The sequence below is a fragment of the Paenarthrobacter sp. YIM B13468 genome, assembly GCF_042788025.1.
Taxonomy (GTDB): domain Bacteria; phylum Actinomycetota; class Actinomycetes; order Actinomycetales; family Micrococcaceae; genus Arthrobacter; species Arthrobacter aromaticivorans.
In genome coordinates this window covers 41,019-58,778 of sequence record NZ_JBHZPI010000018.1, presented here as the reverse complement: position 1 = coordinate 58,778, position 17,760 = coordinate 41,019, and the positions used below count along the sequence as shown (strand labels likewise).

General features: G+C 62.0%; 16 protein-coding genes. 5 read left to right on the top strand and 11 right to left on the bottom strand.

Annotation, left to right across the window (positions count from 1 at the left end; genetic code table 11):
- Positions 1-17 precede the first annotated feature (17 nt).
- From topA to ACFX4T_RS17005, 3 genes are all read right to left on the bottom strand, one after another.
- Positions 18-2,741 (bottom strand): type I DNA topoisomerase, encoded by a 2,724-nt coding sequence (gene topA / locus ACFX4T_RS17015; protein ID WP_377652813.1) that lies wholly within the window; start codon positions 2,739-2,741, stop codon positions 18-20.
- 113 nt (positions 2,742-2,854) lie between these two features.
- Positions 2,855-3,565: an ArsR/SmtB family transcription factor gene (locus tag ACFX4T_RS17010; RefSeq protein ID WP_377652811.1), complete on the bottom strand. Its 711-nt coding sequence runs from the start codon at positions 3,563-3,565 to the stop codon at positions 2,855-2,857.
- Positions 3,562-5,226: a methyltransferase gene (locus tag ACFX4T_RS17005; protein ID WP_377652809.1), complete on the bottom strand. Its 1,665-nt coding sequence runs from the start codon at positions 5,224-5,226 to the stop codon at positions 3,562-3,564. Before ACFX4T_RS17005 ends, ACFX4T_RS17010 begins: the two co-directional genes overlap by 4 nt.
- Positions 5,227-5,318: 92 nt before the next feature.
- Here ACFX4T_RS17005 and ACFX4T_RS17000 point away from each other — a divergent pair, with 92 nt between their 5' ends.
- The gene (locus ACFX4T_RS17000) at positions 5,319-5,762 is read left to right on the top strand and encodes a hypothetical protein (protein ID WP_216927035.1); all 444 of its coding nucleotides are present in this window, start codon (positions 5,319-5,321) and stop codon (positions 5,760-5,762) included.
- Positions 5,763-5,814: 52 nt separating this feature from the next.
- Complete coding sequence (locus tag ACFX4T_RS16995) at positions 5,815-6,348, top strand: DUF6023 family protein (protein WP_377652807.1); 534 nt, start codon at positions 5,815-5,817, stop codon at positions 6,346-6,348.
- 13 nt (positions 6,349-6,361) lie between these two features.
- Here the strand turns inward: ACFX4T_RS16995 and ACFX4T_RS16990 are convergent, their stop codons facing one another.
- Positions 6,362-7,258, bottom strand: a complete 897-nt coding sequence (locus ACFX4T_RS16990; protein WP_377652805.1) for a rhodanese-related sulfurtransferase — start codon at positions 7,256-7,258, stop codon at positions 6,362-6,364.
- Positions 7,259-7,429: 171 nt separating this feature from the next.
- On the opposite strand from ACFX4T_RS16990, the gene ACFX4T_RS16985 reads away from it, so the two are divergent.
- Together ACFX4T_RS16985 and ACFX4T_RS16980 are read left to right on the top strand one after the other, a co-directional pair.
- Positions 7,430-8,125: a GNAT family N-acetyltransferase gene (locus ACFX4T_RS16985; RefSeq protein WP_377652803.1), complete on the top strand. Its 696-nt coding sequence runs from the start codon at positions 7,430-7,432 to the stop codon at positions 8,123-8,125.
- 83 nt (positions 8,126-8,208) lie between these two features.
- Positions 8,209-10,551, top strand: a complete 2,343-nt coding sequence (locus ACFX4T_RS16980; RefSeq protein ID WP_377652801.1) for a DEAD/DEAH box helicase — start codon at positions 8,209-8,211, stop codon at positions 10,549-10,551.
- Positions 10,552-10,591: 40 nt separating this feature from the next.
- On the opposite strand, the gene ACFX4T_RS16975 is transcribed toward ACFX4T_RS16980, so the two are convergent.
- The 7 genes from ACFX4T_RS16975 to ssd form a co-directional block, all read right to left on the bottom strand.
- Positions 10,592-10,954 (bottom strand): Rv3654c family TadE-like protein, encoded by a 363-nt coding sequence (locus ACFX4T_RS16975; protein ID WP_216927030.1) that lies wholly within the window; start codon positions 10,952-10,954, stop codon positions 10,592-10,594.
- A 26-nt stretch (positions 10,955-10,980) separates the two neighbouring features.
- Positions 10,981-11,436, bottom strand: a complete 456-nt coding sequence (locus ACFX4T_RS16970) for a TadE family type IV pilus minor pilin (RefSeq protein WP_377652799.1) — start codon at positions 11,434-11,436, stop codon at positions 10,981-10,983.
- Between the two features lie 98 nt (positions 11,437-11,534).
- Positions 11,535-11,969, bottom strand: coding sequence for a DUF4244 domain-containing protein (locus ACFX4T_RS16965; RefSeq protein WP_216927029.1), 435 nt, complete (start codon positions 11,967-11,969; stop codon positions 11,535-11,537).
- 163 nt (positions 11,970-12,132) lie between these two features.
- Complete coding sequence (locus ACFX4T_RS16960) at positions 12,133-12,723, bottom strand: type II secretion system F family protein (protein ID WP_377652796.1); 591 nt, start codon at positions 12,721-12,723, stop codon at positions 12,133-12,135.
- Complete coding sequence (locus ACFX4T_RS16955) at positions 12,720-13,361, bottom strand: type II secretion system F family protein (RefSeq protein ID WP_377652794.1); 642 nt, start codon at positions 13,359-13,361, stop codon at positions 12,720-12,722. Before ACFX4T_RS16955 ends, ACFX4T_RS16960 begins: the two co-directional genes overlap by 4 nt.
- A gap of 167 nt (positions 13,362-13,528) precedes the next feature.
- Positions 13,529-14,824: a TadA family conjugal transfer-associated ATPase gene (locus ACFX4T_RS16950; protein WP_377652792.1), complete on the bottom strand. Its 1,296-nt coding sequence runs from the start codon at positions 14,822-14,824 to the stop codon at positions 13,529-13,531.
- On the bottom strand, positions 14,821-15,939 hold the full coding sequence (gene ssd / locus ACFX4T_RS16945; RefSeq protein WP_377652790.1) for a septum site-determining protein Ssd: 1,119 nt from the start codon (positions 15,937-15,939) through the stop codon (positions 14,821-14,823). The genes ACFX4T_RS16950 and ssd overlap by 4 nt, the downstream gene beginning before the upstream one ends.
- Positions 15,940-16,063: 124 nt before the next feature.
- Between ssd and ACFX4T_RS16940 the strand changes: the two genes are divergently transcribed.
- On the top strand, positions 16,064-17,755 hold the full coding sequence (locus tag ACFX4T_RS16940) for a bifunctional 3'-5' exonuclease/DNA polymerase (RefSeq protein ID WP_377652788.1): 1,692 nt from the start codon (positions 16,064-16,066) through the stop codon (positions 17,753-17,755).
- The last annotated feature ends 5 nt before the right edge of the window (positions 17,756-17,760 follow it).

The window sequence follows — 17,760 nt, the reverse complement described above, 5'->3', positions numbered from 1 at the left end:
CCTGACTTGTTGTGGCATTACTTTTTGGCGGCGGCTTTCTTGGCTGGCGCCTTGCGCGTAGTCGTCCGCTTGACGGGGCCCTTGGCCCGCTTCTCGGCAAGAAGTTCGACGGCGCGTTCCCGGGTCAGCTCCTCAAGCGAAGTTGAGCGCGGAACCGTGATGTTCGTGACGCCGTCAGTGATGTACGGACCGAAACGGCCCTCCTTCACCACGATGTTCTTCTCCGACACAGGGTCCGGACCGAACTCGGCCAGAGGCGGCACGGCGGCCCGGGCACCACGCTGCTTGGGCTGGGAGTAGATCTCCAAGGCCTGTTCCAGGGTGATGGTGAAGATTTCTTCTTCGGACCCGATTGAACGGGAGTCCGTACCCTTCTTCAGGTAAGGTCCGAACCGGCCGTTCTGGACGGTGATGACATTTCCTTCGGCGTCCTCACCAAGCACCCGGGGCAGGCTCATGAGCTGCAGGGCCTCATCCAGGGTGACGCTGTCCACGGTCATGGACTTGAACAGCGAACCTGTGCGTGGCTTGGCTTTCACCGGCTTCTTTGGAGGCTTGGGCTTGCCGTTCTTGTAGTACTCAATGGGCTGGTTTGCCAGCTGCTCCTCGGTCATCTCGGGGATGACCTCGGTGACGTAGGCGCCGTATCGGCCGTTCTTGGCAACCACGGTATGGCCCGTGTGTGGATCGGTTCCCAGGACCCGTTCCTCGGGAGCGGCAGTTTCCATGAGCTCGATTGCCTTGGCGGCTGTCAACTCGTCCGGAGCGAGTTCCTCCGGGACGTTGGCCCGTGCGGACTCCACCACTTCACCGGTCTTCTCATCAACGGTGGGGATGCTGCTTTCCAGGTAGGGGCCGAACTTACCCACACGCAAGGTGATGCCCTCTGCTATGGGCACGGAGTTGATCTCGCGGGCGTCAATCTCGCCAAGATTGTTCACGATGCTCAACAGCCCGGGATCAGCGTCTTCACCATAGTAGAAGTGCTTCAGCCACGCTGCGCCCACGGCTTGGCCGTTGGCGATTTTATCCAGATCGCCTTCCATGTCCGCGGTGAATTCATAGTCGACGTAATCCGTGAAGTGCTGCTCAAGCAAGCGAATCACCGAGAAAGCGATCCAGCTGGGAACCAGGGCAGAACCTTGTTTCCGTACATAGCCGCGATCCTGGATGGTGGAAATCGTGGAGGCATAGGTCGACGGACGGCCGATGCCCTTCTTTTCCAGCTCAGCAGTCAGCGAGGCTTCCGTGTAGCGCGGAGGCGGTGAGGTCTCGTGGCCTACTGCCACGATGTCCGAGGCCTTCAGGGAGTCGTCCTTGGCCACGTTGGGCAGACGGCGCGCTTCATCGGAGTCTTCATCTCCGCGGCTCTCGTCCTTGCCCTCCTCATAAGCGGCGAGGAAGCCGGGGAAGGTGATGACGGTACCCGAGGCAGAGAATTCAGCGTCTCGTCCGTCAGCTGCCGCGGCACCCAGCCGGATGGTGGCTGTGGAGCCCTTGGCGTCGGCCATCTGGGACGCGACCGTGCGCTTCCAAATGAGCTCGTACAAACGGAATTCGTCTCCACTGAGCTGCTTGGCCACCTGGGCGGGCGTGCGGAACGAGTCACCTGCGGGGCGGATGGCCTCGTGGGCCTCTTGCGCATTTGCAGCTTTGTTGGCGTACACGCGTGGGCTTTGGGGCACATACTCGGGACCGTAGAGCTCCGCGGCCTGGCGCCGGGCTGCCGTGACAGCTTCATCGCTCAAGGCAGAGGAGTCCGTACGCATATAAGTGATGTAGCCGTTTTCGTACAGGCGCTGGGCGACCTGCATGGTGCTCTTCGAGGAGAAGCGGAGCTTTCGGCCTGCTTCCTGCTGCAGCGTGGAGGTGGTGAACGGCGCGGCAGGCCGGCGCGTGTACGGCTTGGTATCTACAGAACGGACGCGGAAATCGGCGTTCTGCAGACCTGCGGCCAATGATGTTGCGAGTTCCTCGTTGAGGTGAACCACGTTGGAGGATGTGAGCTGGCCATTGTCGTTAAAGTCACGGCCACTGGCCACCTTGGAACCGTCCACCGCGGCAAGCTTTGCCTTGAAAGATCCCGAGTCGGCTCCGAACTGTCCGGTCAGGTCCCAGTAGGAAGCGGCCCGGAAAGCCATGCGTTCGCGTTCGCGGTCAACCACCATGCGGGTAACCACGGACTGCACACGTCCCGCGGAAAGCCCCCTGGCAACCTTGCGCCACAGAACCGGGGAGATTTCATAGCCATAGAGCCGGTCCAGGATGCGCCGGGTCTCCTGGGCATCAACCAGGGCGGTATCGACGTCCCGCAGGTTATCCATGGCACGGTGAATCGCTTCCTTGGTGATTTCACCGAAAGTCATGCGATACACGGGAACTTTGGGTTTAAGGACCTCAAGCAGGTGCCACGCGATGGCTTCACCCTCGCGGTCCCCATCGGTCGCGAGATAGAGCGCGTCAGCGTCTTTCAGCTGGGCCTTGAGCTCGGCGACCTTCTTCTTCTTGTCCGGGGACACGACGTAATACGGCTTGAAGTCGTTTTCGATGTCTACGGCGAACTTACCCAGCGAAGTCTTCTTGAGTTCTGCAGGGAGGTCCGATGGCTGCGGGAGATCCCGGATATGGCCGATGGAAGCCTCGACGATGAAGCCCTCGCCAAGATACTTGGCGATGGTCTTGCTCTTGGCCGGAGACTCCACGATCACGAGTTTCTTGCCGGTTTTTGCCTTGCTGGGCACGGTGCTCCTACAGAAAAAATGTGTAATTGGGCTGGTGCCCATATTGGCCTAGTTCACCATAGATTGCAGAATCCTGCGTTCTGGCGTGGAAATCCGAAGGGCTGGCCGGGCCCCTAGTGCCCAGGTGCCATGCGGTCATCCGGCATCATTGACCACAGAGTAGCAACACGCTCGGCACCTTGCGGAATCTGGGTAGGGTCTTCCAGTTCGTACTCCCGCAGGACCTCCCGGATCCGTTCAGAAAGCTCTTTGCGCTGCTGGTTGGTCAAGTACAGCAAATTGCTCGCCAGCACCACCGACGCCGGCTCTTCCCCCGCTTCGCCACGTTGCCTGCGTTCTCCCCGGGCCTTGGCAAAAGCCGAAGCCCTGCGCCGGAAGGCATCCAGCTCAAGATCGACCACTGCGATCTCCGGGCTGGCCACGCTGCCGCCTGAAATCCTGAAGTCCGTTCCAGCAGCCTTCCACCGGCGTTCCCTTGCGTCACCCGCATTTTCCGCCGGGGCAACGATCCCCCATTTCTGGAGCGCACGGAGGTGGTAGCTCATGGCACTGGGCGTCAGGCCGGTACGGGCCGCGAGCTCAGTAGCCGTGTGGCTTACCTGTGTTGCGTAGAGCTCGGAGATGACCTCGAGACGAGCGGCGTGCGCCAATGCACGGATAGCCTTGGGATCGGTTATCTCAACCGTTTTCTCAGCCCTCTTGCGCCGGGGGGCATCGCCTGACGCCTGGGATGTCTCGTTGTTCGCAATCACTTCATCAGTGTAAGCAGGGTCACTTACTGGGGAGTTGCTACCGAGCGGGCGCGGCGGCCGTGCACTGTTCATACGGACGCCTCTTGCGTAGACGCTTCCTGCGAATCCGGGAGGAGGAACCCGTCCAGGACGAGATTCCGTACTTCGGCAAAAAGCCCTTCGCGGAAGGACCCTGAATCGAAGTCGTCTGTGCCTCCCAGAAGTGCTTCCAAGGCTCCGGCAATCTGCCGTACGGATAATTCGCCATCACAAGCAGACACAAAGCCCGCCAGCTCCGTGCTGAGCAGGTTTGTTCGACGAAGGCCAGCCCCCTGCCGGAGGAGGATCACGCCTGGATGCACAGCCCCGGGACGCTGATGGCGCTCTTCGGTGACGTCCTCAGCCACCACAAGGTGTGCTTCTGGCAAAGTACTGCCGGCAAGCCAGTCGGCGCGCTCCACTGCCGCTCCGAGATGGGGACCGATAGGTTGCTCAATGGGGTAAGTAATTTCCTCAAACCGGCTGATGCGTGCCTCGTTTGACGTTTGCGGGCGGCGTAGCCAGATCATGCCAAAGCCGATTCCTTCAACATCCCTCGATGCGAAGTCGTCGAGGTACGCGGCGTACGACTTCTGATAGTGGCCGCGGTCCCGGTTCTCAGAGGCGTCCTGGAGCCAGGTCTCTGCGTACTGCTCCGGGTTCAGCTGCTCACGTTGAATGAACCAAACGTCCAGGCCGGAACCTTTGAGCCATGAGGAAGGCCTGTCATGCCATGGTGTCCCTTCGCGGATCTCCCAGTTGCCGAGCATTTGGGCTGTGCCGCCGGGTTCAAGGACGCCCGCCAGCGACCGCGCCAACGAGGCGACGATCTCGTCACCGGGCAGACCGCCGTCGCGGTATGTAAATTGATCAACCATGGACTCGCCAGCGCTACGCGGGGTAATGACAAAGGGCGGGTTGGAGACGACGAGGCCGAAACGTTCCCCTGCCACGGGTTCCAGGAGCGAGCCCAGGCGCAGGCTGACGCGGGCTTCCAGGTTGTTCGGATCCAGGTCCAGTTCTGGAGCGTTGAGGAGCAGGTTAAAACGAGTGAAGGCGAGCGCCCTTTCAGAAATGTCCGTCGCCGTTACGTGTTCGCAGTGATGCAGCAAGTGGAACGTCTGGATGCCGCAGCCTGTCCCGAGGTCCAGGGCACGGTGCGTGTGCTGCCTGATGGTTGTTTGGACCAAGGTTGTTGATGCCCGTCCTATCCCCAGCACGTGATCGTGCCTCAGGACCCCGGCTTGTTGGTGGGCAGCGAGATCGCTGGCTACCCAGAGCTCCGCTCCCCCGCTGCCGTCTGCATTGGCCTCCCAGCCATAGGGACGCAGATCCACCTTGGCCGTGGCAACGCCAGCTTCGAGGGTGATCAGTCCGAGCCGGGCGAGGCCTTGGGCGCCGATGGTGGGGAGCGCAAGATCAACGTCGGACTGGGGCTGTGGGACGGCAAGCAACCACAGCCGCACTATGACGGACAGCGCCCGGGTGGTTTCCACTCCGCTCTTGGACAAGCGTTCGCTCACCAACAACGCTGGAATTATCTGGTCCCTGTTCAGTGCGGCATAGGCGGATTCCCCCAGAAGTTCCGCCACGCCGTCGACCGTGTATGAGATGGCGCGAAGGTCAGAGGCGAGAGACGCCAGGAGCTCAGGATGGTCGCTGCGCGGAGCACCGTCAGTATTGCCTTCGGTAAATATTTCGGGGATTTGAGTCACATTGCAAGTCTATGGGGGCTGCTTCATGGCAGCGGTCCGTGGTTTGGGCTATGTGGACAAAACCTTGCTGTGGGACCCGGTAGCGTGGAAGCATGCTCAACCTCTCCTCCACAAGGCGTCGCGCAGGCCTTGTTGTCATTGCTGCCGGGACGCTACTGGCGGCCTCAGCCTGCCAGGGTCCGGTCAGCGTCGAACATGCCGATGTACCGGCATGGAAAGACAAAATTCTTCCCTCAGCCAACACCGTGACGTTGGAGGATTCCGGCAAGATCCTGAACCGGGACCCGCTGGTCAAGGAGTCACCGAGCGTTCCCGCCGGGAATTACACACTGACGATGGCCTGCGATGGAGGAGGAAAGGTGTTCTTCGCCGTTTCTTCCGGTGGAAAGCAAATTGCCGATGCGGGAGCCGCCTGCAACGGCAGCCTCGAAGTGGCGAAGATCAAAGTCCCCGCCACCGCCGCCCTCACTATCTCCACGAGTAGCGTGGATGCCCCGCTGATTTTTGCTTACCAGCTGGTGCCCGCCGCTAATTAACCCCCGCCCGGCAGCACTATGGTGCGCTTCCAGGCCAGCGTAAAGTCAACGTATGGGCAGCAAGGTGGCTGGCTCCGTTGTGTCCAGACGGCTGGCAAGTGCCGCCGTCGGGCTCTTGCTCGTTCTGGGTGGCGCGCTGACGGCGTGCGAGTACACCTATGACGACGGCGGCCGTGCGGATTCCAGCCCCACAGACACTAGCGGCAGCAATGTCGTGCTTCCTCCTGACCCAGCCTTGGAGCAAACCGTTACGGGTGAGGCACTGCAGGAGTGGGCCAAAGCGGCTTTGCCGGAATCGCAGGGGCAGTCGTTCTATTCGAGCAGCGGCTTCCTGAATTCCGGTGAGTCCAGAACCGAGCAGACTGTGCAGTTGCCCGGCGGAACGTACGCCGTGACGCTGGCGTGCCGCGGAACTCGCCGCGTCTCATTCGCAGTCAGCGTAGGCGAGACGGATTTGGTTGACCTGACCTTGGGATGCGCCAATGCCCGGGTGAGCGTGGTGCAGTTGGAAAAAGACGCCATCCTGGCCATCACAGTGGGCGCCAGATCAGACGCGAACTTCGCGTACCGGGTCAGCAGGCTCTGACGGGGGTTGGCGCTCAGGCGGCTTCGCAGCCTTCGGGGCAGCGAAGGGTTTCAGGACTTGAGGCACATTCTGCACAGTAGAGAGTCAGCGTCCGGCAGCTCAGGTTGGAGCAGTTCTCGAACTTGTTGGTGGGAGCGGCACAGCGAACGCATTCGCCTATGGTCTTTGCTTCGTCGCTGAACTCTACGTGCATGCGTTTGTCGAAAACGTAGAGCGAGCCCTCCCAGAGTCCCTTGTCCTTGAAGGTTTCGCCATAGCGAACAATGCCACCATCGAGCTGGTACACCTCTTTGAAACCGCGGTTGACCATCAAGCTTGAAAGCACCTCGCAGCGAATGCCGCCCGTGCAGTAAGTGACAATGGGCTTGTCCTTGAGGGCGTCATACTTGCCGGACTCGAGTTCCTTGATGAAGTCATGCGTAGTGGCGACGTCCGGAACGATGGCGTCCTTGAATTTGCCGATCTGCGCCTCGAAGGCGTTGCGGCCATCGAAGAACACCACGTCTTCCCCGTCCGCTTTCTTTGCGTCCACCAGGGAGTGAAGTTCCTCAGGCTGGAGATGCTTGCCTCCGCCCACTACGCCCTTTTCGTCGACCTTCAGCTCGCCGGGAGCTCCGAAGGAAACTATTTCGTCGCGGACCTTAACGCTCAGGCGTGGGAAATCGGCAGCCCCGCCCTCGGACCACTTGAAGTCGATGTCGTGGAAGCCCTTGTATTCGCGCGTGGTTTTCACGTACTGCTTCATGTTGTTGAGCTCGCCGCCAACCGTCGCGTTAATACCGTCCTTGGAGATCAGGATCCGGCCGGTGAGCCCCAGTTTCTCGCAGAGGGCACGCTGCCACAGACGCACGGCGTCGGGGTCGGCGATCGGGGTAAAGCCATAGAAAAGCACAATTCGGTTTAAAGCCACTATTAAAGGGTACTGGGTGTACTAAGATCTGCGGTGCCTCGCTTACAGACGCACCGAGGACCCTGGGGAAACCAGACACGCTCCAGGCTTCGAAGTCACAATTTCATAAGCACGGATTCTTCCCCTGACCGGGCTCTGTTGCTTCCCGGGGCGCTGGCATAGTCTCTCTACATGAGTCCAGACGCCTTGGTTGAAGACATCGCGCACCTCTTGGAAGTCTGGGTGGCCGGCTGGTCCGGCTGCCGGGGCTACGAGTCACGTCAAGAGGGACGCTTTCCCGCCGCGCTGCGCGCCGATAAGACGGGTGACTGGGAGTATTTCGCCCACGATCCGTCCGATGCAGAGTTCGCCGACCTCGCCGCGAAGACCGCGGAAGCCGAGACACGGATTCTGACCGTGCTGACCAACGACGTCCAACGGTATAAGTACCTGGCCGAGCAGCACGGGCTGAATGTCACTTCCGCCTCACAGACAATGATGATCGTGGATATGGAGACCCAGGATTCCGAGGACCCCTGGCTCCCTGACGATGACCTCGAACTCGCTACCTCCGAAACCAACGGCGTCCATTATGCGGTGGTCCACTCGGGCGAGAACGTGGCCGCCAGCGGCCGCGTATTCGTAGTTAACGGCACCGCGGTTTTCGACAAGATCGTCACTGAGCCTCAATTCCAGCGCCGAGGCCTCGGGAGTTTCATCATGAAGGCCCTCGCCGCCCAAGCCTTCGAGCACGATGTCCAGAACGGACTTCTCTTGGCATCCCTGGACGGCCAAAAGCTCTACTCCCACCTTGGGTGGGACGTGGTGTGCCACGTTCTGATGATGTCCATCAGCAGCAACCAAGGTCCCGACCTCTCCGTAGCGTGAGAACGCTTGCTTAACGGCCATCGTCGACGGCGGTCCCTTCGGGTGCCGCCGTTGGCGCCGCCGCAGAGTGACAGAATGATTTGGTGGCTGCACCGAATTCGTTGATCTCTCTGCTGGGCCGGACCCCGGACCCGGAGCAGCTGCGCCATGTCCACACGATCCCTGCCCGCAAGGCCGTCAACGAACCGTGGCCCGAATGGTTGCACCCGGACATCGTCCAGGCCTACGGCTCCTTGGGCATCCACGAACCCTACCGACACCAGGTCCAGGCCGCCAACCTTGCCCAGGCAGGCCAGCATGTGGTGATCGCAACGGGCACCGCTTCAGGGAAATCGCTCGCATACCAGCTACCCGCACTGGACGCGATCCACCGCTCGGAGCTGCGGGTATTGTCCGAGCCTGGAAAGATCCACGACGACGGTGCCGTGACACTCTATTTGTCCCCCACCAAGGCACTGGCGGCGGACCAATTGGCGGCTATCCGTTCGCTGAAGCTCCCTACCGTTCGAGCAGAAACCTACGACGGCGACACCGACGTTGCGTCGCGCCGCTGGATCCGCGATCATGCCAATTTCATCCTGGCAAACCCGGACATGCTGCACTTTGGCATTCTGCCCAACCACACGTGGTGGGCACGGTTCTTCCGCAGGTTGCGCTATGTGATCGTGGATGAGGCGCATAGTTACCGGGGTGTTTTCGGCTCGCACGTAGCCAACCTCATGCGGCGCCTTCGCCGGATCTGCGCCTACTACGGCGCCGGGAGCTCCTTCCCTGAACCCGTATTCATCGCCGCTTCTGCCACTGCTTCCGAGCCCGCCGTCTCCTTCGGCCGGCTCATCGGCGCTCCGGTCAGGGAAGTTTCCGAAGACTGTTCTCCGCATGGCTCTACCACCGTGGCCTTCTGGGAGCCCGCCCTGACAGACGTCAAGGGCGAAAACGGAGCGAAGCAACGGCGAACTGCGGTGGCCGAAACAGCCGACATCCTGGCAAACCTTGTTTCCTCCCGGGTGCGGACCATTGCCTTTATCAAGTCCCGGCGCGGAGCTGAATCGATTTCGTCCATCACCAAACGGCTCCTGGACGAGGTGGATCCCAGCTTGCCCAGCCGCGTGGCGGCCTACCGTTCCGGGTACCTGCCTGAAGAACGGCGTGCCTTGGAAAAAGCGTTGCGGTCCGGACAGCTGCTGGGGGTTTCCAGTACCTCTGCCTTGGAACTCGGCATCGACATCTCCGGGCTTGACGCGGTTTTGGTCGCCGGTTGGCCCGGGACCAGGGCCTCGCTCTTCCAGCAAATTGGACGCGCAGGAAGGGCTGGTCAGGACGCCATAGCGGCGTTCGTGGCGAGCGATGACCCCTTGGATACATACCTTGTGAACCATCCGGAAGCCATCTTCGATGTGTCGGTCGAGGCCACAGTGTTTGATCCGGGAAACCCGTACGTCCTGGGACCTCACTTGTGCGCGGCGGCAGCGGAGTTGCCCGTGGGTCCGGCTGAACTCGACCTCTTCGGGCCCACAGCTGAAAGCCTCCTTGACCGGCTGGTCCTGCAGGGATATCTCCGCAAACGCCCGGCCGGATGGTTCTGGACCCACCCGGAGAGCGCAGCCGGGATGGTAAATCTACGGGCCGACGGTGGCGGACCGGTGAGCATCGTCGACGCCGGGACAGGTTCCCTTTTGGGGACGATGGACTCACCGCAAACCCACTATCAGGCCCACACCGGAGCAATCTACGTCCACCAAGGGGACAGCTACCTGGTGGAGGAACTCAACGAGGCCGACCACTGCGTCATGGTGAGGCGCGTGAACCCTGATTTCTACACCACAGCACGGGATGTAACGCAGATCGAAGTCCTCGAAACCTTGCGCTCGGTGCAATGGGGCGACATCACTGCGCACTTTGGGGACGTAAAGGTCACAACCCAGGTGGTTTCCTTCCAACGCAAGGCATTGATATCGAACGAGATCCTGGGCGAAGAGCCGCTCGATCTCGGGGCCAGGGATCTGTTTACCAAGGCGGTGTGGTTCGTTGTGGACAACAGGTCACTGCATGGCGCCGGTCTGGTGGAAGCGCAATTCCCCGGCGCTTTGCATGCGGCGGAACACGCGGCGATCGGTCTCCTTCCATTGGTGGCCTCCAGTGACCGTTGGGACATTGGCGGCGTCTCCACCGCCCTGCATGCCGACACTGGGGTACCAACGATCTTCGTCTACGACGGGCACCCCGGTGGCGCCGGATTTGCCGAGCGCGGCTTTGAGAAGGCCAAGGTCTGGCTTACAGCCACCCGGGAAGCCATCAAGGCGTGCGAATGCGAAGCCGGCTGCCCGTCCTGTGTGCAGTCGCCAAAATGCGGCAACAAGAACAACCCACTGGACAAGGCAGCCGCCATCACACTTCTGGATGTCCTCCTGAAAGACGCCGTCTAGCCCGGGGCAGTCCCAACCAATACCGCCCCAGCTCCATTGGCTAAGGAGGCGGCCCAGCCCGCGCCCTGCCCGTGGCCCTGCCGAAGAGGAACGGTTGTTCCAGTTCCGTGGCGACCTCCACGACTTCGCCCCGGACGACGTCGCAGGCTGTCACTGTGGCACCCTGCTGGCCTGCCACGCCGGCCGCCACGGCACATGGCTCACCCGAGGCTATTCCACGCGCAGCATCGGCCGCCGCGAGGGCTGCCAGGTCTGCTGCCGACGCAGCCCGCGACGCCATGACCCCCGCTTGGGCCAGAACTAGCAGCCCGCCAAGCAATGCCAGGACAGCGAACCCCAGTGTTAGCGCCAGAACCGTGCCGGATCCTTGCTCAGGGTGTGACCCTAAAGGAGGACGCTTCACGGTTCGCCGCCATAGGCAGCGAACCCTCACAAGGGAATCCAAGAGTTCACCGCAACCCGAAAGGCGGTATCCCCCGGTGCCATGTTCCGCAGTGTTGCCACTTGCGTTACACCGGCCACCGAGGCACCCGGCACGTGGCTCACGTCGCTCCGAACAGATGCCCCGGGTGTCTCATCGCGGGCCGACGCCGAAGCCGTCAAAGTCCAGGGGATCAGTGAGCCCAACGAACCTCCTACTGCTGCGGAGGCTGTCACAGTCACCCAATCGCCGTCGCTTGCCACCCCCGTTGTGACTCCCTCGCCCGCCAAGCGCTTGACGATGCCCTGCACTTCGCCGGAATTCTCGCCCCGCGCAAGGCTGCGAGCACCGGCCCTGGCCGCCTCCTCCAACCGCAGCTGTGTTATCCCTGCTGCACCGGCAGCCAACAAGAAGGCGAACAGCAAAATCACCGCTGGCAGGGCAACTGCGAACTCGGCTGTCACGGCACCACATTGGTTCTGTCTTGCTGGCACTTTGATGGGGAGAGGCGCCGGCTTGATGGGGAGAGGCACGGGCTTGATGGGGAGAGGCACCGGCGAGGTCATGGCAAGGACAACGCGGTGCGAACCAGGTTGAGCAGGAATCCTCGAACTTCCTCGCTGCGCAGGATAACCACCAGCAAACCAGCGAGCCCCACGGCCGCGAGCGTTGCTATGGCGTATTCCGCTGTTGCCATACCGCCTTCGGACCCCATGAGCGGGGTTCGCCTGAGGGTCATCTGCCTGTTCAACTGCTGGATTGTGGCCGGGCCATGAGGTTCTACCCGGTTGAACAGCTCCATCTCCAGCTGCTCCGTCCCATGCTGTTCAATCCCGAACTGCACAACCGCGCGGTTGCCACTCTTGTGTTGCCGGGCCTCATCCGTGCCGCTGCCATGCCCCACGGATGCAAGACCGGCAAGAGTTGCTGCCAGCGCACGCGAGGCGTTCCGTCGCTCGGAGCGCCGGGCGGGGAGGGTGCTGGAGGGAGTTTCCATAGTGTGTTCCTTTCAAGAAAGCCGACAGGTCTGCCGGGGTGAAATCGACTCTTCCCTGACTCCGGCCGCCGCTGAAGCCCCTGGTTCAGCCAAGTGGATAACCACCCGCTGGGACTGGTTGTGGAGGAAGAGACGGCAGCCGGGCAAGCGCTGATAACGTTCGCTATCCAGCCGGAAGCATGGCGATGAGGACGGGCACGATTCCCAGGCAAATGAAGGCGGGCAAGGAACAAAGGCCCAGGGGAACCACAAGCTTCACTCCCAGGGCGGCAGCTCGCTTCTCGGCGGCACGGAATTGCTCGCGGCGCTCCCTGGCCGCTTGGGCATAAAGAATGGAAGCCGAGGGCGCACCGGTCAATGCGGCGAAAGCCAGAGCATCCTTCAAGCGCGCTACCTCGGGCTGATGCTGGGCAGGCTTTCGCCAGGCAGCGTCCCAGTCGGCCCCCATGGCAAGCGCAGCGACGACGGGACGGAGATCCTGGCTGATTTTCGGTGCGGCGCTAAGGGAAATCAGTTCCAGTGCCCGCCCGATTCCGGCACCTGCATCCAGCATGGAAGCTACGAGTTCCAGCATCATCGCCGTGTCCCGAAGCCCGTCCCCCGTACTGGCGGCCTCTGGTCGAAGGCTGGAGTCGTCCTTGGAGTTACGCTCCTCGGCCAAACTTGTGTACAACCGGCCGCGAAGCCCTGCTGGCCTGGCGAATCCCACAAAGGCCGCCAGAGCCAGCACCGCCACGAGCGCAATAAGCATCATGTGGACCCTACCGCCGAAGCGACGAGCCGGGAGGACCACACACGCCCTGCGACGGTCATCAGAAGGCCAATGATCAGAGTGGCCACTCCGAAGACATTACCCAGCAGGATTCCCAACGGGTCCACTCCGAGGGCCATCCCGAGCACCAAGCCAAAGACCGGGAGCCAGGACAGCAACCTCACCGTGGCTTTGGGTCCAGCGAGGGCAGTTTGACGTGCTGCTTCAGAATCTTCCTCGGCTTCGAGTTGTGCTGCGAACCTGGTGAGGAGCTCTGCGAGTGGACAACCACTGGTTTGGGCTACATCAAGGCATGCGGCCAATTCCACCCAGATGCGGCGTTCCGTGCTTCCCCGGCCTGGATAGACCTTCGCCGAGCTGTTGCGAATAGCTTCTGCTGGGGAATTTCCAATGGTTGAGGCTGCCCGTGCGGAGGCCAGCACCCTGACGGATTCCACTGAGATTCCTGGAGTCGGCAGGTGGGCTGTGGTCCTCGGCAAGGCCTCCAGGCCCGGTCCGGAGCCATGGACGAGCCATAATTCTTCCCAAAGCTGCGATTGTCCGCGTCCTCCTCGCAAAAGTGCAGCGAGTTGCTGCACCAACACCACGAGGGATAAGGGTTCTATCTTTGCGCGCCACATGCGCCACGGCCTTTTGCCCACTCCTGGTGTTGCATGCTCTTTCCGAACACCGGTCCCACTCAGGGACGAGGGCTTGGCGAGTCTTGCCCGCATTCGTCGGCTGCCGGCTTGGGGCGGCTTGAGCTGGAGCAATGCCGCCAGCGCCAGTGCTAGCACCAGGGTGGGGATCACAAGTCCAGACCCCTCACTGTGAGTACATCCGGGCCGACGGGTAGGCCCTGCAAAGATCCGTCCGCCTCCCCGGATACCCCAGGAGAAAGCCGTGAACTCAGCTCCGCCCACGCTGGTCCCTGCACTAGGCCCTCGGGGCTCCATCGCAGTGCGGTCACCACTTGTTGGCCGTGCAAGGAGTCAGTCAGCACACCGATCGAGCCTACTTTCCGCCCCAACGGCGTCCGTTCCACATGAATAACAACGTCCAATGCACTTGAGACCTGCAACCGAACGGCCTCGGCGTTCAACCCTGCGAGCGCGCCGAGAGCCGTCAGCCGCGCCGGAACTGCTTCCGCCGTGTTGGCGTGGATTGTTCCTCCGCCGCCTGTATGACCGGTATTGAGCGCGGTGAGTAACTCGCGGACTTCGGCGCCGCGACACTCTCCCACAATGAGCCGGTCCGGACGCATACGCAGGGCTTGACGGACCAACTCGCCAAGGTCCAGCGCTCCACCTCCCTCAAGGTTTCCATGGCGGGATTCAAGGGTGAGTACATGCGGGTGGACCGGATTGAGTTCAGCGGCATCTTCGATCAATACCAATCGTTCGGACGGGTTGCACAGCCCGAGCATGGTGGACAGGAGTGTGGTCTTCCCTGATCCCGTGGCACCGCTGACCAGGAAGCTCAAGCGCTGCTCCACAATTGCGCGGAGAAGAGCCTCGATGTGCTGGTCGAACATGCCACCGTCGCGCAATTCAGCCATTGTGAAGGTTTCTTCGCGCCGAATTCGAATCGACAACAGAGTCCCCGCAGTTGATATAGGCGCCAGAACTGCATGTACGCGATAGCCGCCTTTGAGCCTGACATCTACGCAGGGAGAGCCGTCGTCCAACCGGCGACCACCTGCAGAGACCAGCCTTGCGGCCAGCGCCCTGACTTGCTGTTCAGAATCGAACTGCACCGGGGACCGTTCCAGGCCCCGACCGCGGTCGAGCCAGACGGACCCGGGGCCATTGACGAAGATGTCTGTGACCGAGGGATCGTGTGCAAGCTGCTGCAGGGGCCCCAGACCATTCAATTCCGCATTAATGGATTCCGCGGCCTCTAGTGCTCCGGCCGTACCCAACAGCTTGCCGCTGGCCTGTACGGCGGCCGCAACAGTGGAGGGTGTTACTGGCCCGTTTCCCGAGAGGACAGACTCCCGGACGGTTTCAAGAAGGACGGAGTCCAACCGACGGCTCTGACTCCGGCGCCCAGCGGTGAAGGATGTCCGGGGCCAGGCTTGCGCGCTTCTGTCCTGACGGCTCATTCAATCGTGCCGTTCAATTCCAGCACGCCCCGGGCGAACCGGTTCACGGACTTGCGACGCCCCAGATCAAGGAGCCGACCGAGTTCGGTCCCCGCGGCCGCTCCTCGAATCTCCGGAAGAATCCCCAACAGCGGCAGTCCCAACGACTCGGCAATGAGTTGCGCATCAACGGCCGAAGGGCCACCGCCCCGGACCACCAATCCCGTGTCCAAGGGTGGCAGCTCGTTGAGGATGCGGGCCGCGGCAACAGCCGGTTTCAGGTGGGCTGTGGTCATCAACAGGATCCTCTCGCAGTCCCACGCGAAGGTTCGCAGGCATTCCTCACTGCGCCCAATGTCCACCACGACGAGTTCGAAACTTCGTCGCGCGGCATCCATGACAGCGGCCACAGAACCGGCATCCGGTGTGGTGAACGCTTCACGCGTACCCGGCCACGACAGGAACGCGAAGCCACCAGCCACCGGCAGGGAGTCCCTGAATTGGACGGGATCAATGCTTCCCCGCGTTTCGGCGAAGTCCGGCCAGCGCAAGCCAGCCACATCTTTAACGGTGATCGCCAGTTCCAGGCCACCACCCCAAGGATCGCCGTCCATCAGGATAGTGCTGATGCCGTGGCCTGCCGCTGCCTGGGCAAGCCAAATTGCTGTGGTGGAGGCTCCAGCCCCACCGCAGCCTCCCACAATCCCGATAACGAAACCGCCAGGTTCCGGCGAACCGGACACGCTCAAGTACTCGGCCAACCAATTTGCGGCCTCGGGAAGGACAGCTACACGCTCTGCGCCCAGGACAGCAGCCAGCCGCCACAACCCATCGCCCTCAACAGACCTGCCCAGTAAGACAGTGGGCGCTTGCCTTCGAGGCGGCAGCTCGCGGATGTCGCTGCCCACCAGAACAACGTCGGCGCCATCCCAGCCATTCATTGCCGCTCCGACGTCGGCGGCCAACTCGAGGCTGCCACCGGCGGCAGCGACGATTCTTCGCGCCTCTTCCTGCAGGTAGGCATCGCCGGTGACGAGTAAGATTTCGGCAGCTTCCCCGGGCATCCATGATTCGTCCGCAGCCTGCCCCAAGAGTTCGTTGCTGGACCGTCTGCGCCCAAAATGTCGCTTGCTCATGAAGCCACTTTCCCGGCGTCGAAGCCTGCAACATAAGCTCTCAAACGCCCCATGTGGACAACCCTGCCCAAACGAGGGTTGTGGAGGAACAGTTGATGTGTTCCCACAGGGCAGAATGGAAACCATGTATTTGCTGCTCGCCGCCCATCCGGACGGCGCAGCCATACAAAGAGTCTCTCCGACGGGGAAGGCCACCACGGACCCTCGCGTCGTGGCGCGAGCTGAGTTACCCGGCGTCGTCCGTGAACTGGAAAGCCAGCGGCCCCGCTGGGTGTGGCATCGCGCGCAGGATTGCTACCCGGAACTCCTGAGGAGCGGCGTGAAACTGGAGCGCTGCCACGACCTCGCCCTCTGCGGAGCCATCCTGGCGCACTCATCTTTCACGGCGCACACAGACTACGCAAAGAACGCAGAAAAGCTCACGCAAGACGACGATTCAACGCCGCCGCGGACACTGCAGCCCCCACCCCCGCCAGCCGATCAAGGGGCACTCTTTGACGACTTCACCCCGGCCTCCAAAAGTCCCGGGCTGGCTGAACTGAGGGATCAGTTTGCTGCGCAACAGCACGCGATCGCCCAGGTACCTGATGACGACCAACGGAAGCAACGCTTGCAATTGTTGCTCGCGGCCGAGTCTGCCTGTGCAATCGTTGCGGTGGAAATGCAACACTCCGGCGTTCCCTGGCGGGAAGAGGTGCACGAGCAGATCCTTGCCGACGTACTCGGGCCCCGTCCGCCACTTGGCCATAGGCCGCGGGCACTTGAGATGCTGTGCAACGAGCTGCGGGAGATCCTCACTTCACCAAGCCTGAACCCGGACTCCCCTCAAGACCTTATGCGGGCCCTCCATCGGAACGGAATCGAAGTCAAAAGCACCCGGCAATGGGAGCTCCAGGAGTCCAAACACCCTGCGATCCAGCCTCTGCTTGCGTACAAGAAGCTCTCCCGCCTGCATACCGCGAATGGGTGGGCCTGGCTGGATGCGTGGGTCCAGGATGGCCGGTTCCACCCCGAGTATGTAGTGGGAGGCGTGGTGTCCGGAAGGTGGGCATCCCGCGGCGGAGGTGCTCTGCAGATTCCCAAAAACATCCGTGCCGCAGTTCGTGCGGACCCTGGCCACAAGCTCATTGTTGCCGATGCCTCCCAGCTGGAACCGCGCGTCCTTGTAGCGCTCGCCCAGGACACAAAAATGGCCGAGGCCGCGCGCGATAAGGACCTTTACGCCGGTATCGCGGCCCAAGGTTTCGGTGGGGACCGGTCCAAGGCGAAGGTGGCGCTGCTCGGCGCCATTTACGGCGCCACCACCGGTGAATCGGGCAGGCTCATGCCGCAACTGGCACGCACGTACCCGCGAGCGGTGGGCTTTGTGGAGCAAGCAGCCAGAGAAGGCGAGGCAGGCCGGACCGTCACCACCCGTTTGGGGCGAAGCAGCCCACCCCCGTCCCACGGCTGGTTGCGAAGCCAACAGTCCACCACCGCCGAGGAGCAGCGGCGAGCCGACAACCTGGCGCGCTCTCGTGGCCGGTTCACGCGGAACTTCGTAGTCCAGGGCTCGGCTGCGGAATGGGCTTCCTGCTGGTTGGCGGAATTACGACGGCGGCTGCGGGCTTTGGATGCCGAAGGCTTACCCTCAGGGGAGCTCGTCTTCTTCCTTCACGACGAAGTAATGGTCCATGCCCCGGATGAGGCCGTAGACGCCTGCATCCAGGCGATCGAGGAGTCCGCAAACGCAGCGAAAGAGCTTATGTTCGGGCGAATTCCGGTCGAATTCCCGGTGAGTGTCGCCGTCGTCGATTCTTACGACAAAGCGAAGTAGGCACC

What these genes read in the sequence shown, in the direction of transcription:
- ACFX4T_RS17010 (WP_377652811.1), bottom strand. Translation starts at nt 3,565, where the DNA reads ATGAACAGTGCACGGCCGCCGCGCCCGCTCGGTAGCAACTCCCCAGTA.
- ACFX4T_RS17000 (WP_216927035.1), top strand. Translation starts at nt 5,319, where the DNA reads ATGCTCAACCTCTCCTCCACAAGGCGTCGCGCAGGCCTTGTTGTCATT.
- ACFX4T_RS16995 (WP_377652807.1), top strand. Translation starts at nt 5,815, where the DNA reads ATGGGCAGCAAGGTGGCTGGCTCCGTTGTGTCCAGACGGCTGGCAAGT.
- ACFX4T_RS16985 (WP_377652803.1), top strand. Translation starts at nt 7,430, where the DNA reads ATGAGTCCAGACGCCTTGGTTGAAGACATCGCGCACCTCTTGGAAGTC.
- ACFX4T_RS16965 (WP_216927029.1), bottom strand. Translation starts at nt 11,969, where the DNA reads ATGGAAACTCCCTCCAGCACCCTCCCCGCCCGGCGCTCCGAGCGACGG.
- ACFX4T_RS16960 (WP_377652796.1), bottom strand. Translation starts at nt 12,723, where the DNA reads ATGATGCTTATTGCGCTCGTGGCGGTGCTGGCTCTGGCGGCCTTTGTG.
- ACFX4T_RS16955 (WP_377652794.1), bottom strand. Translation starts at nt 13,361, where the DNA reads ATGTGGCGCGCAAAGATAGAACCCTTATCCCTCGTGGTGTTGGTGCAG.
- ACFX4T_RS16950 (WP_377652792.1), bottom strand. Translation starts at nt 14,824, where the DNA reads ATGAGCCGTCAGGACAGAAGCGCGCAAGCCTGGCCCCGGACATCCTTC.
- ssd (WP_377652790.1), bottom strand. Translation starts at nt 15,939, where the DNA reads ATGAGCAAGCGACATTTTGGGCGCAGACGGTCCAGCAACGAACTCTTG.
- ACFX4T_RS16940 (WP_377652788.1), top strand. Translation starts at nt 16,064, where the DNA reads ATGTATTTGCTGCTCGCCGCCCATCCGGACGGCGCAGCCATACAAAGA.